General features: G+C 37.1%; 16 protein-coding genes. 11 read left to right on the plus strand and 5 right to left on the minus strand.

Features of this window, described 5'->3' with window-relative positions; all coding sequences use genetic code 11:
- Nucleotides 1-16: 16 nt before the first annotated feature.
- The 5 genes from DW761_RS15680 to DW761_RS15700 all read left to right on the plus strand — a co-directional run bounded on the left by DW761_RS15680 (nt 17) and on the right by DW761_RS15700 (nt 5,337).
- Nucleotides 17-1,150, plus strand: coding sequence for an MFS transporter (locus DW761_RS15680; protein WP_233513115.1), 1,134 nt, complete (start codon nt 17-19; stop codon nt 1,148-1,150).
- 86 nt (nt 1,151-1,236) lie between these two features.
- Nucleotides 1,237-3,324 carry a sodium-translocating pyrophosphatase gene (locus DW761_RS15685; protein WP_117518692.1) on the plus strand — a complete coding sequence of 696 codons (2,088 nt, stop codon included), beginning with the start codon at nt 1,237-1,239 and terminating at the stop codon, nt 3,322-3,324.
- 122 nt (nt 3,325-3,446) lie between these two features.
- Entirely contained in the window at nt 3,447-3,965 is a 519-nt protein-coding gene (locus DW761_RS15690) for a hypothetical protein (RefSeq protein ID WP_117518693.1), read from the plus strand.
- Nucleotide 3,966: 1 nt separating this feature from the next.
- Nucleotides 3,967-4,734: an HAD-IIA family hydrolase gene (locus DW761_RS15695; RefSeq protein WP_117518694.1), complete on the plus strand. Its 768-nt coding sequence runs from the start codon at nt 3,967-3,969 to the stop codon at nt 4,732-4,734.
- 36 nt (nt 4,735-4,770) lie between these two features.
- On the plus strand, nt 4,771-5,337 hold the full coding sequence (locus tag DW761_RS15700) for a YqaA family protein (protein ID WP_117518695.1): 567 nt from the start codon (nt 4,771-4,773) through the stop codon (nt 5,335-5,337).
- Here DW761_RS15700 and DW761_RS15705 read toward each other — a convergent pair.
- Nucleotides 5,310-5,957: a gamma-glutamyl-gamma-aminobutyrate hydrolase family protein gene (locus DW761_RS15705; RefSeq protein ID WP_117518696.1), complete on the minus strand. Its 648-nt coding sequence runs from the start codon at nt 5,955-5,957 to the stop codon at nt 5,310-5,312. The two genes, DW761_RS15700 and DW761_RS15705, sit on opposite strands and share 28 nt — an antisense overlap.
- A 55-nt stretch (nt 5,958-6,012) precedes the next feature.
- Entirely contained in the window at nt 6,013-6,966 is a 954-nt protein-coding gene (locus DW761_RS15710; protein ID WP_117518697.1) for a TIGR01212 family radical SAM protein, read from the minus strand.
- Nucleotides 6,967-7,125: 159 nt separating this feature from the next.
- Here DW761_RS15710 and DW761_RS15715 point away from each other — a divergent pair, with 159 nt between their 5' ends.
- A complete protein-coding gene (locus DW761_RS15715) occupies nt 7,126-7,809 on the plus strand; it encodes a M48 family metallopeptidase (protein WP_117453680.1) in 684 nt (227 codons plus the stop codon).
- A gap of 13 nt (nt 7,810-7,822) precedes the next feature.
- A complete protein-coding gene (locus DW761_RS15720) occupies nt 7,823-8,656 on the plus strand; it encodes a DegV family protein (protein WP_117518698.1) in 834 nt (277 codons plus the stop codon).
- A gap of 15 nt (nt 8,657-8,671) precedes the next feature.
- Here DW761_RS15720 and DW761_RS21705 read toward each other — a convergent pair whose 3' ends face one another.
- The 3 genes from DW761_RS21705 to DW761_RS15735 are packed head-to-tail and all read right to left on the minus strand — an operon-like array spanning nt 8,672 to nt 11,354.
- Complete coding sequence (locus DW761_RS21705) at nt 8,672-9,085, minus strand: DUF2809 domain-containing protein (protein WP_117518699.1); 414 nt, start codon at nt 9,083-9,085, stop codon at nt 8,672-8,674.
- Nucleotides 9,063-10,079, minus strand: a complete 1,017-nt coding sequence (aroF, locus tag DW761_RS15730) for a 3-deoxy-7-phosphoheptulonate synthase (protein ID WP_117518700.1) — start codon at nt 10,077-10,079, stop codon at nt 9,063-9,065. Before aroF ends, DW761_RS21705 begins: the two co-directional genes overlap by 23 nt.
- A gap of 21 nt (nt 10,080-10,100) precedes the next feature.
- Nucleotides 10,101-11,354, minus strand: coding sequence for a shikimate kinase (locus DW761_RS15735; protein ID WP_117518701.1), 1,254 nt, complete (start codon nt 11,352-11,354; stop codon nt 10,101-10,103).
- Between the two features lie 337 nt (nt 11,355-11,691).
- Here DW761_RS15735 and aroD point away from each other — a divergent pair, with 337 nt between their 5' ends.
- The 4 genes from aroD (at nt 11,692) to DW761_RS15755 (ending at nt 15,502) form a co-directional block, all read left to right on the plus strand.
- On the plus strand, nt 11,692-12,465 hold the full coding sequence (gene aroD / locus DW761_RS15740) for a type I 3-dehydroquinate dehydratase (RefSeq protein ID WP_158553828.1): 774 nt from the start codon (nt 11,692-11,694) through the stop codon (nt 12,463-12,465).
- A 126-nt stretch (nt 12,466-12,591) separates the two neighbouring features.
- Entirely contained in the window at nt 12,592-13,437 is an 846-nt protein-coding gene (locus DW761_RS15745) for a sulfide/dihydroorotate dehydrogenase-like FAD/NAD-binding protein (RefSeq protein ID WP_117518703.1), read from the plus strand.
- Nucleotides 13,437-14,822, plus strand: a complete 1,386-nt coding sequence (gene gltA, locus DW761_RS15750; protein WP_117518704.1) for an NADPH-dependent glutamate synthase — start codon at nt 13,437-13,439, stop codon at nt 14,820-14,822. The genes DW761_RS15745 and gltA overlap by 1 nt, the downstream gene beginning before the upstream one ends.
- 437 nt (nt 14,823-15,259) lie before the next feature.
- Nucleotides 15,260-15,502: a hypothetical protein gene (locus DW761_RS15755; protein ID WP_117453672.1), complete on the plus strand. Its 243-nt coding sequence runs from the start codon at nt 15,260-15,262 to the stop codon at nt 15,500-15,502.
- Nucleotides 15,503-15,559: the final 57 nt, after the last annotated feature.

Here is a 15,559-nt window from a genome sequence, read left to right on the forward strand (position 1 = left end):
GATCATAGAAAAACATATGAAATGGAAATTATACGCATTAAACTTTTTTGTTTTTGTGGCAATATCCATGGTAAACACACAAATGATACCATATTTAACGAAGTTAGGCTACAGCGTGGTAGAACGTGGCTGGATTTTAGCAGGAAATGCAATTGTATCCATCATTGGACAGTTCTTATTTGGCTATCTCTGCGATCGTTTTCAAAAGATTCGCCGTTTTTTCTTATTGGCGTATGTCATTTTGATCGCCGCAAGTTTTGCGATGTTTTTATATCAACAGCGCGTATTTTATTACCATATCTTTACAGTATCCTTTATGGGTGGTATGGTAAAAGTCATTATGGGATTAGATGAAACATGGATGTTGGAATTGGACAGTGAACATTACGGTGTGCTACGTTGTTTCGGGGCATTGGGACTAACCATTGGTTCTCCCATCGCAGGCTATCTAGTATCCCATTTTTCATACATATCGTTATTGATTAGTTTTTCTATCATATCCATTGTTTTATTATATTTGATAAAAACAAGCAGTGATGCAAAGAAAAACGGCAGAGCTATGCGTATGGAAGATATCAAAGGATTTTTTAAGAATAAACGCTATCTTCTGCTGGTATGTATATATCTATTTATTTATATGATTGGAACAGCAGATCAATATGTTGTCATTGATAAGATGCTGGATATTCACGCAAACAGTACCCAGATAGGAATCAAATGGGCATTACAGTCTTTTATGGAAGCGCCTTTGTTTTTGATATCCGCAAAAATACTAAAGAGATTTAAACCTTTTACATTATTGTGGTTTGGCACAGTCATGTATGCAGTAAAATTTTTTCTGTATGGCTTTTTTCATTCGCCATGGCTGATCATAGGAACTGCAGGTCTTCAGATTGTGACATTACCAATAATCATGTTGACAAGCAAATTGTTGATTAAAGAAGTAAGTGGGGAAAAGGTGGCAAGCAGTGCCCAGATGTTTGCAATGGCTGTTTTTATTGGCTTTAGCGGCTTGATTACACCATTGATTACCAGTTTTCTGGCAAGCAGCATTGGTTACGATATGACTTTATATTTAGTGGCAATATTCTCCATTGTACCTTTATTGTTAATTTTCTATTATAAAAAGATTAATCAAAAAATGTCGTAAAGTATTCATAAAATATTGCTTTTCCTTTTGAAAGTGCTATAATATTCAGTAAGAAGTGTAATCGCTTACAATGGAGGAAAAATAATATGATAAACGACGAAAATGCAGTCTATTTTTTAATGGCTGCAATCTTGCTTGCGTGTCTAGCGCTGGTGTATGCTTTTTTTCTTTTTCAAAATATCAAAAGAGAAAAAATTCACATGCGTATGTTAGACAAGCTTTCAGGATTTATTCATGAGGGAGCAATGGCATTTTTAGGCAGAGAATACCGTGTCATCATTATCTTTGTGATCGTGATTGCAGTATTGCTGGCATCCCTTGGCTTTATACCGGCTTTACAAAATGTAGATGGTGTGGGAATGGGAGCAGCGTTCTGTTTTATTATTGGAACATTATGCAGTGGAGTTGCTGGTTTCTGTGGTATGCAGGCCGCAACCAAAGCAAATGCCAGAGTATCTCAGGCAGCGCATGATAAAGGCATGCCAAAAGCTTTACGTATTGCATTTAGTGGAGGAAGCGTACTTGGTTTATGTGTTGTAGGGTTTGGCTTATTAGGATTAACAGTTCTGTTTTTAGGATTTTATCTGTTTTCCCATAATTATGCATTATCTGCACATGTGGTATCAGGATACAGCTTAGGCTGCTCCATGATTGCTTTGTTTGCCAGAGTTGGCGGTGGTATTTATACCAAAGCAGCAGATGTTGGCGCCGATTTGGTTGGTAAAGTCGAAAGCGGCATCCCTGAAGATGATCCAAGAAATCCTGCAGTTATCGCAGATAATGTAGGAGATAATGTAGGAGATATCGCAGGTATGGGAAGTGATTTGTGTGAATCCTATGTTGGCGCAATCGTATCCGCAATTTCCCTTGGTATCGTACTTACTGTATCAGGTAAATCGGTAGGCATTGCTGGAAGTGTATTTCCAATTATGGTTTGTGCATTAGGAATCATCGCATCCATTGCGGCACAGGTATTTGTGCGTATGAAAGAATGGCAGAATCCACAAAAGGCATTAAGTATTGCCACATATGTCGCAACACTTGTCGTACTGGTTGGCTCTTTGTTATTATCACAGATGGTCTTTAAAAGTGCTTATCCATTCTATTCCATTTTAAGTGGCTTGGTAGTAGGGGTCATCATTGGTAAAATCGCAGAATATTATACCAGTGATGAATATAAACATGTACAGGAAATCGCATCACAAAGTCTGACTGGACATGCGACAAATATTATTTCCGGATTTAGTATCGGAATGCAGTCCACAGCATTAACGATTCTGCTGTTAGCGGCAGGTATTGCTGCCAGCTATATGTTCTTTGGCATGTATGGTATTGCTTTAGGTGCAGTTGGCATGTTGTCCACAACAGGAATCACAGTATCCGTAGATGCATATGGACCTATTGCTGATAATGCAGGTGGTATTGCGGAAATGGCAGATATGGAACCAGCAGTTAGAGAAATTACCGATCGATTGGATTCCGTAGGAAATACAACTGCTGCCGTTGGAAAAGGTTTCTGTATTGGTTCAGCAGCATTTACTGCATTGGCGATGATTGTTGCCTATGCACAGGTTGCTCAGCTTGAAGTCATATCCCTGTTAGAACCAGGAGTGATTGTCGCATTGTTAATTGGTGCGATGCTCCCATTCTTCTTTACCTCCTTAACCATCAAATCAGTTGGAAAAGCTGCAAATCAGATGATTGATGAAGTAAGAAGACAGTTTAAAGCAGATCCTGGCATCATGAAAGGAACCAGTAAACCAGATTATGCAAAATGCGTAGATATCTCCACACAGGCAGCCTTGAAAGAAATGATCCTGCCTGGATGTATTGCTGTAATATCACCAATTCTTTGTGGAATCTTATTAGGTACGAAGGGATTAGGTGGTCTACTTGTAGGGGCATTGATGTCTGCCATTATGTTAGCGGTATTTATGGCCAATGCAGGTGGTGCTTGGGATAATGCAAAGAAGTATATCGAAAGTGGACACCATGGTGGAAAAGGCAGTGAAGCACATAAAGCAGCAGTTACCGGAGATACTGTAGGGGATCCATTCAAAGATACAGCAGGTCCGGCAATGGATATCTTGATCAAATTGATGTCTGTCATCTCTTTGATTTTAGCTCCTGTCTTAATGGAAATGGAACCACTGTTAAGTTTCCTATTTAAATAACCTTGCAAAATCATACAAATTTCCTTATAATGTTTCTGTAAGAAAGACGTATGATGAACAATATACTCATACATGAAGCTCTTGATACTTACCAAGAGCTTTTTTAAAAGGAGGAGCTACATATGCTGTTTACACTTGTCAAGCAGGATGATATATATCAGGTACAGGAAAACGGACATTTGATTTATACCATTGTACAGGAAAAAGAAGGTAACTTGATCAACATCTTACTAAAAAATCCATATGAAGATGTAGTACTAAGTTTTTATCAAATCAAAAAATGGTATCATATTCTGCCAGTATTGAAATCACATGAATTCACAATGTATGAACAGGAAGAAAAAATTGGGGAACTGCGTAAAAGTAAAAACGGATTCGATATGATTTATCATGATGTAACGTATCATATTTATGGAGGCAGACATGCCGCAAAACGCAGTGTTATCATCTTTGATCGTCAGATGCAGGTCGCAGAATTTACGATTGAGGAGGATAGCTGTACCGTGAATTTCTCAAATGGTGTTTTTGGCAGTATTTATGCATTATGTATGTATCTGTTTATGGAGATCATGAAAGAAAACGAATTTGAAGAAGAAGCATACCTTGATCATTATCAGGGCATGTATATGAGGAGTATATAATATGTCCTGGAAGGATAAAACCTGCTTTATTGATTTAGATGGGACAATGTATCGCGGGGATGAATTAATTGATGGTGCGATTGAATTTATTGATTATCTAATTGCACAGGATATCCCTTATTATTTCATTACCAATAATGCGATGCGTACGCATGCTCAAAATCGTGAAAAGATGGAACGTATGGGATTTCATGGTATACGTGATGAAGCTTTCTTTACCAGTGCCATGGCTTCGGCTGCATATGCGAAACGTTATTTAAAAGGCAATAAAGCATATTATATTGGACAGGAAGGAATGAAGGAAGCCCTTCTTGAACAGGGATTTATAATTGATGAACAGGAAGCGGATCATGTATTTATTGGTTTAGATGTACATGCAAGCTATGAACAGTATTGTAAAGCATTTAACCTGATACAAAAAGGTGCTACTTTGATAGGTACAAATGCTGATCGAAGACTTCCACATGGAGATGGTTATCGAATCGGCAATGGGGCAATCGTCGCAATGTTTCAATATGCCAGTGAATCTGAAGGCTTGATCATTGGGAAACCAAATGAAGCAATGATGAAAGAAGCGTTAAGCTTTGCCCATGTTGACGCAAGTGATTGTGTGATGATAGGAGATAATCTGGAAACAGATATTTTGTTTGGTATACAAAATCAGGTGGAAACGATTTTTGTGACCAGTGGCGTTCATGATGAACATGACGCAAAACGCATGGATATCCAGCCAGATATCATCGTACATAATTTAAAAGAACTCATATAAAAAATTCTGAAGCATATCATGAAATGAGGAGATTTCATGAACATTCAGAATTTTTTTCTTATATTTGAAGATGCAGGATTATTCCTGTATTCAATTTTAAAGGCATTTCTGCCACTTCCATCTTTAGAAGTACTACTTGTGCCATTGTGCTTAAAGAGTCCACAAAAATGGATATGGTATTCTATGATTGGTGCGGCAGGCACCTGTATCGGAGGTGCTATTGGTTATCTGCTGGCTTGGCGTATAGGTTCATCAGTATTAAAAAATATCGCTGCCAAAGAGGATATTGAAAAAGGGGAAGCATTGATGGAGCGTTATGGTGTCATTGCGGTTTTTATCGGCGGCATAACACCACTTCCTGATTTTCTATTAGCTTATCTTGCTGGCTTTACGCATATGCCATTTTTAAAATTCACATTAAGTGATGGTATTGCTAGATTATTGAGAAGTTTGTTGGTTACGTATTGTTTAAACCGTCTTCATACCATGATCAATGTTGATCGCTTTGGCATATGGATTTCCATCTTGATTCTGGTCTGGATGATATATGAATGGGTGAAAACTAGAAGAAAACTTCAGGCACAAAGAATATCAAAAAAATAAGGTAAGATCTGATCATCATCCATCTTTTCCGGATGCCATTGTACACCTAAGATAGGCAGCTTTTTATGTGCAATGGCTTCTACATACATTTCTTCACTATATCCAAGGGATTGTAAATCATCCCCTAATTTGCCAATCACCTGATGATGATAACTGTTGACGATGCATGGTGTTTGATATAACTGTGTCAAAACACTGCCACTAGCAAAATAAATGGAATGCATATGATTTTTCGCATGCGTTTTCTCATTCATATGTGTTAATAAAGAACCATGAAAATATAAATTAATGATTTGTATACCACGACAAATACCAAGAATTGGTTTTTTCTGTTTCACAAAGGCGTCTAGTACGATAAAATCAAAATGATCCATCATGGAAGCATAATACGTACATTCCGCTCTTTTTTCTTCTTGTACATAATACCCCTGTACATCATATCCACCAGGTATGATCAAACAATCACATATCGTTAATGCATGAACCAAGGATGTGTTGGATACAATAGGATAAATACTCCATCCAAGTGCTTCTATCGCTTTTACATAAGACGCATTCACAAACCATTTCTTTTGATCCTCAAAATCCTCTAAACGACCTATGATTCCTGCACATTTCAAATGCATCACCTCTATGTTTAAGATATGCATCCATGAATAAAACGTGAAAAAAGCATTATACAGATTTTTTATAATGCTTGCCCTGCCACGTGTTGCGGCGTACCATTTCTTTATCAATATCATTTAAGACAACAACCTTTTTTAATGTCCAATCAGGCGCAATCAATTTATCCTTTACACCATCACCCGTTAATCGCTGAATGATGATTTCAGGAGGAAGAAGCTCTAATTGAGATACCACAACATCAATATATTCCTCTTTTGTTAGAATAGGGAATGGATGCTCTTTGTACTCTTTAGCCATCTGGGTATCTTCCATAATGTGTAACATATGTATCTTTACAGCATGAATGGGCAGATCTGCGATTGCACGTACAGTATTTAACATCATTTCCTTGCTTTCATAAGGCAGGGAATTAATGATATGTATACAGATTTTTAAATCCGTATGCTTTAAACGTTGGATACAGTCTAAAAAAGTCTGATAATCATGCCCACGGTTTACTCGTTTCGCTGTTTCATCATGTATGCTTTGTAATCCCAATTCTATCCAAATATCTTTCTGTTTCGTTAAAGATTGAAGATATGCAATCTTATCATCTTCTAAACAATCGCAACGTGTCGCAATGCTTAAGGCTACTACATCTTCACGATTCACAAAGGGATCAAAGGTTTTCTTTAAGGTGTCTAGTTTCGCATATGTATTTGTATATGCTTGAAAATAAGCGATGGCACTGCCATCAGGCCATTTGCGTTTCATCATCGCCTTACGCTCTTCAAATTGCGCAAATAGATCTTCATGAATATCCCCAGCATATTCTCCAGAACCAAGAGACCCACAAAAGCTGCATCCACCAACGCCGCAAGTTCCATCACGGTTAGGACAGGAGAAATTTGCGTTTAATGCTACTTTAAATACTTTTTCATGATATTGATGCTTTAAATAATAATTCCATGTATGATAACGCTTGTTGTCATCACTGAAAGGGAAAGGATTTACTTTTTTCATATTCATCACCAGATGTATTTTATCATAAAATGAATAGAAAACTAAATGTAAATGATTGTAAGCAAAATATATGATTTTCAATAGAAAAACTTATTCCTTTTTTCGACAAATTATGCGATAATAATAGACACGCATATAGAGATTGAGGATGTTGTTGATATGAGTATAGAAAAGAAAGTCATCCAGTGTAAAAAATATCCGATTACCTATACACTGGTTATCAAACAGGTAAAAAATATAAATATGCGTATATCTCCAAAGGGAGAAGTTGTGGTAAGTGCGAATCCTTTTATACCGATGGAAAAGATTGATGATTTTGTGAGCAGCAAGATCTCATGGATCATTGAACATCAAAAGTCGGTGATGGAACAGAATGCGAAAACCATGATCAGCGATACGCATATCCTATTGTTTGGAAACGATTTAAAGATCAAGAAAAGCAAGGGGAAATACAATCATGTAAGCTATGACAACCAGTATCTGTATGTACAGATGAAGGAAGGCAGCGATATAGATAAAGTCATCAGACAGTTTTTAGATAAACTGTGCAAGGATGTATATACCGATGTTGCAATGATGACACATAAATCTCTGCATGATTATCAGTTACCATTCCCACAGATTAAAATCAGGGATATGAAAAGCCGTTGGGGAAGCTGTACACCGGCAAAGAACAGTATTACATTAAACAAGAAGTTGATTCATTATCCATTTGAGTTTATTGAATATGTGGTATTGCATGAGTTTGTACACTTTATACAGCCAAACCATTCCAAAGCATTTTATCACATTATAGAAAATTATATGCCGGATTATAAAGAGCGTATGAAATTAGTTGGATGAAAGAGAGCAGCCTATGATTAAGATTATTACAGATACGTCAGCCTTATTTACAATTGAAGAAGGAAAACGTATGAACATTGATGTATTGCCACTATGTGTAAGCGTAGATGATCACCATTTGCGTGATTTATGCTTTGACACAAACGAATTTTTAGAAAGTGTAAAGAATGGACATGTGCCATCTTCTTCACAACCTCCGATTGGGGATGTCATTGAAGCATTTGAACGTGCACAGGGGAATGATGTATTAAGCATCTGTATGGCAGATGGTTTATCTGGAACCTATGAAACAGCAACGATGGCTCGTGAACAAATGCCAGAAAAAGAAAGAATTCATGTTTTAAATTCTAAAACATTATGTGGACCACATCGTTATCTTGTGGAAAAAGCAGTACGTTTACGTGATGCGCAAGAACCTATTCAGGTGATTATTGAGAAACTGGAAGAAAGTATTGCACATATGCAGTCTTTTCTGATTCCACAAGACTTCTCGTTTTTAAAACGTGGAGGCCGTTTAAAACCAGCTGCTGCAAGTATTGGTGGATTGTTAAAATTAAAACCTGTTATGCAGCAGGTAGATGATGGTAAACGATTAGATAAATATACGATCAAACGGACATTAAGCAAGGCCGTATCTGAAATAATGGAGAAGTTTAAAGAAATGGGAGTCAATCATGATTATATGATTTATGTATCCCATGCGGATGCTTTGGCAGATGCAAAAAAAATCATGGAACAGATCAAAGCTGTTTTCCATGATACAGAAATTCAGTTATTAGAACTATCTCCTGCCTTTATCACACAGGGTGGACCTGGATGTATTGCTATCCAGACAATTAAAAAATAAAGAAAGAATCAACGTTTAAATGCGTTGATTCTTTTTAAATATGACATATTGATCGAGAACAAAAGCCAAAATAGCACCAACTACATAACAATGTAAATCACTCATCAAAAAGCCCTGACCTAATAATAGGCGTAAAGGTGTTTGACGTAAAGCATTTAACCATGCTACATCAATCATTTGAGAAAACTCAATCATAAAGGAAAATATGATAGTGACAATTAAAATGAAAGATGCTTTTTTATCTGGCAAGAGCCATAAAAAGATAAAGTAAAACATGGATGCCCATAATGTATCCCCACCATATGCATGAAAGAAAGTGGGAAGGGGAAGAGTGCTTCTTGATAATAGGCCTAAAAGAATACAGAGGATGATCCATACAGATATCCATCCTCTGTTTCTTTTGGTATTACATCTCTCTGCCAATAACATTGGCAATTTTTCTGCCTTTACGAATAACTTCCGCAAAACGTTCTGGTTTCAATGACTGGGCACCATCACTCCATGCGTTTTCCGGATCATTGTGTACTTCAATAATCAAACCATCAGCACCTGCAGCGATAGCGGCAAGGGAAGCACTCTCAACAAGTTTCCAGTCACCAGTCGCATGACTTGGATCAATGATGATTGGTAAATGCGTTTTCTCTTTGATGATTGGCACAACACTTAAATCCAAAGTGTTTCTTGTATATGTTTCAAATGTACGGATACCACGTTCACAGAAGATAACATTTTCATTTCCTTCTGACATGATGTATTCCGCAGCCATGATCCATTCTTCAATCGTGTTGGCAAGCCCACGTTTTAAAAGGACTGGCTTATTGGTCTTACCAACTGCTTTTAACAGATCAAAGTTTTGCATATTACGGGCACCAATCTGAATTAAATCTACGTTTTCAATGAATTCATCCAGTTTATCAGCGCTCATGAGTTCACTAACGATAGGAAGTCCATAGGTTTCTCTTGCGTGAACCATACAGTTGACACCTTCTGTGCCCATACCCTGGAATGCATAAGGGCTGGTTCTTGGTTTATACGCGCCACCTCTTAACATATCGCCACCGGCTTCTTTGACAGCTTTTGCGATTTCCATGATCTGCGTATCACCTTCTACGGAGCAAGGTCCGCCAATCACAACAATTTTTTCATGACCACCAATTTTAATGCCGGCAACATCAACAATCGTATCAGCCGGGTGAAATAAACGGTTGGCTTTTTTATATGGTGCTGCAATACGTGTCACATTTTCTACAAATGGATGTGCTTTGACCAGCTTTTCATCCACCTTGCTGGTATCACCGACCAAACCAAAGACATTGTAGTTGTCACCATAAATCATGGTAACAGATAAGCCTTTGTTTTCAAAGCTTTTAACAAGCTTATTGACCTCTTCCTTAGGTGCATCCTTCTTTAATGTAATAATCATAAGTTTATCCCTCTTCTTTCTTTATAATTTTTGACAATATGCATCAAACATTTGTTTGATCATTTCTATGACAGTATCAAGATCGTTATTGTTTTCAATGCAGATATCTGCAGCTGCTTCATATAACGGCGCTCTTATATCCAGCATTTCCTGTATGGCAGCTTTACTCTTTGATAAAGGACGTGCATCGTCTACTAACAGTTTGTCAATATCCCGTCTGATATAACAAAGCATACCATTTCGTTTTAAAGCATTAACGTTTTGTTTTCTTAAAATGCTGCCGCCACCTGTCGCAATCACAGCCTGTTTTTTCTGTGACAGCTGCAAGATTACTTTGGTTTCCAAATCACGGAAGTATGCTTCACCTTCATCCTGAAAAATGTCTTTGATTGATTTTTGAGCAATCTGTTCTATTTGTGTATCTACATCATAGAATTCTTTATGCAGATCTTCTGCTAATTGTCTGCCAATACTGGATTTACCGCTGCTTGGCATTCCAATCAATACAATGGATGTCATTTCCTTCATCATATCACGATATATTTCGTGAATAGCATGATCTTCTATGCTTGTTGATAAAAAGTGTTCAACAGCAACTTTTGCCTGCGCTATCAGCATCTCCAGACCACCAATGGAAGGTACATTCTGATTGTTTGCCTGTACACAAAGGGAGGTACGAAGTGGATTATAGATAATATCCACCACATATTTTAAATCTTTGAAGGCAGTTAAATCAAGTGGGCAATCATCATCATGGGGATACATCCCACTTGGAGATGTATTAATGATGATATCTGCATCCATATGCTGCTGATAGACTTCATCATAACTGATGGTATTTGCACTTTTTGAACGGCGTACCTTTAAAATTTCTTTTGCATGGAAATCTTTTAAAACTTTTGTGATTGCCTTAGCGGCACCACCATCGCCAATCATCAATACCTTTTGACCTTGGATGGGAACATCATGGCGTTTTAACATATAAGCGAATCCATCATAATCGGTGTTATACCCATATAATCTGCCATCACGGTTGACGATCGTATTCACACTGCCAATAGCCTGCGCTTTTTCATCAATTTCATCAAGATAAGCCATACAATCAATCTTATAAGGAATCGTCACGTTGATTGCCTTGAAATCATGCTGCTTCATGAATACTGGAAATTCTTCTTTTGTTAACGGACATAAATCATATGTGTAATCTGCCAGTTTTTCGTGGATTTCTTTGGAAAAACTGTGCGATAAATGTTCTCCAATCAGTCCATATTTCATAACTTCACCCCTTTTTTTCGGAAAGTATCATGATATAAAAAGAAAAGCATCACGGTCATTTGCCTCGATGCTTTGTTACGCCCTGATAAATACAAAATAACCATTTGTTACATGGCTTTATCAGGGCTATCTAAAGTAAAAATAAAATTTAGAAGATGTTTGTTTCATCATAAATACCACTCCAATTGCCTCTAGCATACCGTATCTATTGAAAAAAAGCAAGTGTTTTTATGTAATTTTTATGAAAATAATGTAACAAAAAATGAAAAATCTATCAAAAAGAATAGACGAATTGACAAATTTCGACTATAATGTTCTAGTGAAAGGGGCATGTTGTATGTTGAAAATCAAAAATCTTACGATTGGTGATGGCATACCGAAAATCTGTGTACCTATGTGCAGTGCAAATGAAGAACAGCTGATAAAAGAAGCTGATGAAATTGCCGCAAAGCATGTGGATATCGCAGAATGGAGAATGGATCATTATGAAAATGTATTTGACATAAAGCGTGTGGTTTCTTTTGCGGAAACGCTGAAAAAGCATTTAGCAGATACACTTTTGTTATGTACCTTTCGAACAGGTAGAGAAGGCGGCAATCCGATTGCATTCGATGATAATCTTTATTTTGACATGAATAAAGCTTTGATCAAAAGCAGACATCTGGATATGATTGATTTAGAATTGTTCATGGATAAACTAAGATTAAAAGAATTGATTGCGACTGCGCATATCTATGGCATTCATGTGATTATGAGTAATCATGACTTTCATCGAACACCGGGGAAAGAAGAATTAATGACACGATTGATGACCATGAAACGAATGGAAGCAGATATTTTAAAGATTGCGGTTATGCCAAAAAATGAAGAAGATCTGTTAACACTGTTAGAAGTGACACAACAGATGAAATCCAGAGTGCCAAAGCAGGCATTAGTGACGATATCCATGGGCAAACAAGGATTATTGTCAAGGATCAGTGGAGAGATTTTTGGTTCATCCATCACATTTGCTACAATGCATGGACAAAGTGCACCAGGGCAGATTCCATATGAAGAGCTTCAAAAAGTTTTACAGATGATCCATCAAAATCTAATGTCAGATGAAATTTAGTAAATCGGTTTACTAAATGATGGGTTTGTGGTATATTACTATTGTATTCACTTAGTGAACATAGTAAAATAGTAATAGGAAAATTGTAACGGTTTACAAAATGTAGAGCTATAGAGAGGAGAAACCATGTACAAGATTATTAAGAAAGAAATTTTGAATCCTACGGTTACAAAAATGGTCGTAGAAGCTCCAGCGGTTGCAAAGAAAGCATTAGCTGGTCAGTTTATTATTTTGCGTGTTAATGAAAATGGAGAACGAATTCCATTGACGATTGCTGATTATGACAGAGAAAATGGCACAATCACAATCATATTCCAGATTGTTGGAAAGACAACCATGCTGTTGAATGAATTAAATGAAAATGACTACATCCAGGACTTTGTAGGTCCTTTAGGAAAACCATCTAATATTGAAGGCTTAAAAAAGGTCTGCGTTATTGGTGGAGGTGTAGGATGTGCCATTGCGTATCCTACAGCAAAAGCGTTGCACGAAAATGGTGCTGAAGTAACTGTTATCACTGGCTTTAGAAATAAAGACCTTGTGATTTTAGAAGATGAATTCAAGAATGTCAGTGATCATGCATATCTTGTCAGCGATGATGGAAGTACAGGTACCAAAGGACTTGTTACCAATGTGTTGGAAGATTTGATTAATCAAGGTGAAACATTTGATGAAGTTATCGCGATTGGACCATTAATCATGATGAAATTTGTTTGCCAGTTGACAAAGAAATACAATATCAAGACGACTGTATCTATGAATCCAATTATGATCGATGGTACAGGAATGTGTGGAGGATGTCGTTTAACCGTTGGTGGAAAGACAAAATTCGCCTGTGTAGATGGACCTGACTTTGACGGTCATGAAGTAGACTTTGATGAAGCAATGAGTCGTGGAGCAACATATCGTGACTTTGAAGCAAGAGAAAGAGAAGCTACATGTAATCTGTTGAAGAAAGGAGATGCACAATAATGCCTAATATGTCTTTAAAAAAGGTAGAAATGCCTGTACAGGATGGAGAAGTAAGAAGAAATAACTTTGATGAAGTTACACTTGGATATACAAAAGAAATGGCGATGGAGGAAGCAGAACGCTGTCTGCATTGTCCTACAAAACCTTGTATCAGTGGATGTCCAGTGTCTGTCAATATTCCTGATTTTATCGAACAGGTAAAACTGGGTGAATTTGAAAAAGCTTACCAGATCATTCACCAGACAAGCTCTTTGCCTGCTGTTTGTGGACGTGTATGTCCTCAGGAAACACAATGCGAGAGTAAATGTGTGCGTGGCGTAAAAGGGGAAGCAGTAGCGATTGGACGTTTGGAACGATTTGTTGCGGACTGGCATCGTGAAAATGTAAAAGAAGAAATTGTGAAACCAGAAAGCAATGGTCATAAAGTAGCTGTTGTTGGGGCAGGTCCTGCAGGGCTTACCTGTGCTGGTGACTTAGCAAAAAAAGGTTATCATGTATCTGTATTTGAAGCATTACATGTTGCAGGTGGTGTATTGATGTATGGTATTCCTGAATTCCGTTTACCAAAAGCAATCGTACAAAATGAAATCGAAGGCTTAAAGAACATGGGTGTAGATATTGAAACAAACATGGTAATCGGACGCAGTGAATCTGTGGATGATTTATTTGATGCAGGTTATGAAGCTGTATTTATCGGTAGTGGTGCAGGTCTTCCTAACTTTATGAATATGCCTGGTGAAAACCTGAAAGGTGTATATTCCGCAAATGAATTCTTAACACGTTGTAACCTGATGAAGGCTTATAAAGAAGGCAGTGATACACCAATTCAGCATCCAAAACGTGCTGTGATTGTTGGTGGTGGTAATGTTGCTATGGATGCTGCACGTTGTGCAAAACGTTTAGGCGTAGAAGAAGTAACAATTGTTTACCGTCGTAGTATGGAAGAACTTCCTGCACGTAAAGAAGAAGTAGAACATGCGATGGAGGAAGGTATTGTCTTTAATCTGTTGACAAATCCTGTACGTGTACTTGGTGATGAAAATGGCTGGGTTAAAGGTATGGAATGTGTGAAGATGGAGCTTGGAGAACCTGATGAAAGCGGCAGACGTCGTCCAGTTGAAATCAAAGACAGCAACTTTGTATTAGATGTAGACTGTATGATTATGGCAATTGGAACAAGTCCTAATCCATTGATCCGCTCTACTACAGAAGGCTTGGAAACAAATCGTAAAGGCTGTCTGATTGCAAATGAAAACGGAGCAACTACACGTGATGGCGTATTTGCCGGCGGGGATGCTGTAACAGGTGCCGCAACGGTTATCTTAGCTATGGGTGCAGGTAAAACTGCAGCGAAAGCAATTGATGAATATATCCAGAATAAATAACATAGAAAGCCTAGCAGAAATGCTGGCTTTTTTTCGGTTTCACAGAAAAACAAAAATATACATAGATCATTATATTTTAGGAATCTTGCGAAATTTGTTATAAGAAAATCACTGAAAATTCAATGGAAGGGTTTACAGTTGGCAACAAAAATGTTATTATATTTACAGAAATAAGTACCTTATTTCTGATATCATAATATTGGCTCTATTATGATAAGAAGAAAGATTGTGCATTCTTTACATTCCTTCCTTTAATTGTTAGATTGCATAAGCTTTCTGAATTTATTCATATCGATTTCCTTTCGATAACCTAGTGAGAAGAACGTGATTCCTGTCACGTTCTTTTTACATCAAAAAAACAATGTGATTTCATGTGAAAATAAAAACTGATGATTGTAAAATTAAAAAATACATGATATCCTACTAATGGTGATAACATGAAAAAGAAATACAGAAAATTGATTATCTATGGAGTAGCAGGCATCCTGTTCTTCTTTCTGCTGTCTTTGGTATTCCCAGGACTAATGTTTATCGCAAAAACAGGTGCTTTGCTTGTTTATGCCGGTGTTAGTTTTACCCAGATCTTAATGATGAGAAATATGCATGAGGATGTAGAAAAGCCAATCATCTTTACCATTGCTGTCACATTGATTATGGGATATTTACTGTTTTTTGTTTAAAATCCATGTCAAGCAAAAATGAAAATGTCTTAAAAATAATTAAACATTAGCACCGGA

This window comes from Absiella sp. AM29-15, from assembly GCF_003434225.1.
Lineage (GTDB): Bacteria > Bacillota_I > Bacilli_A > Erysipelotrichales > Erysipelotrichaceae > Hoskinsella > Hoskinsella hominis.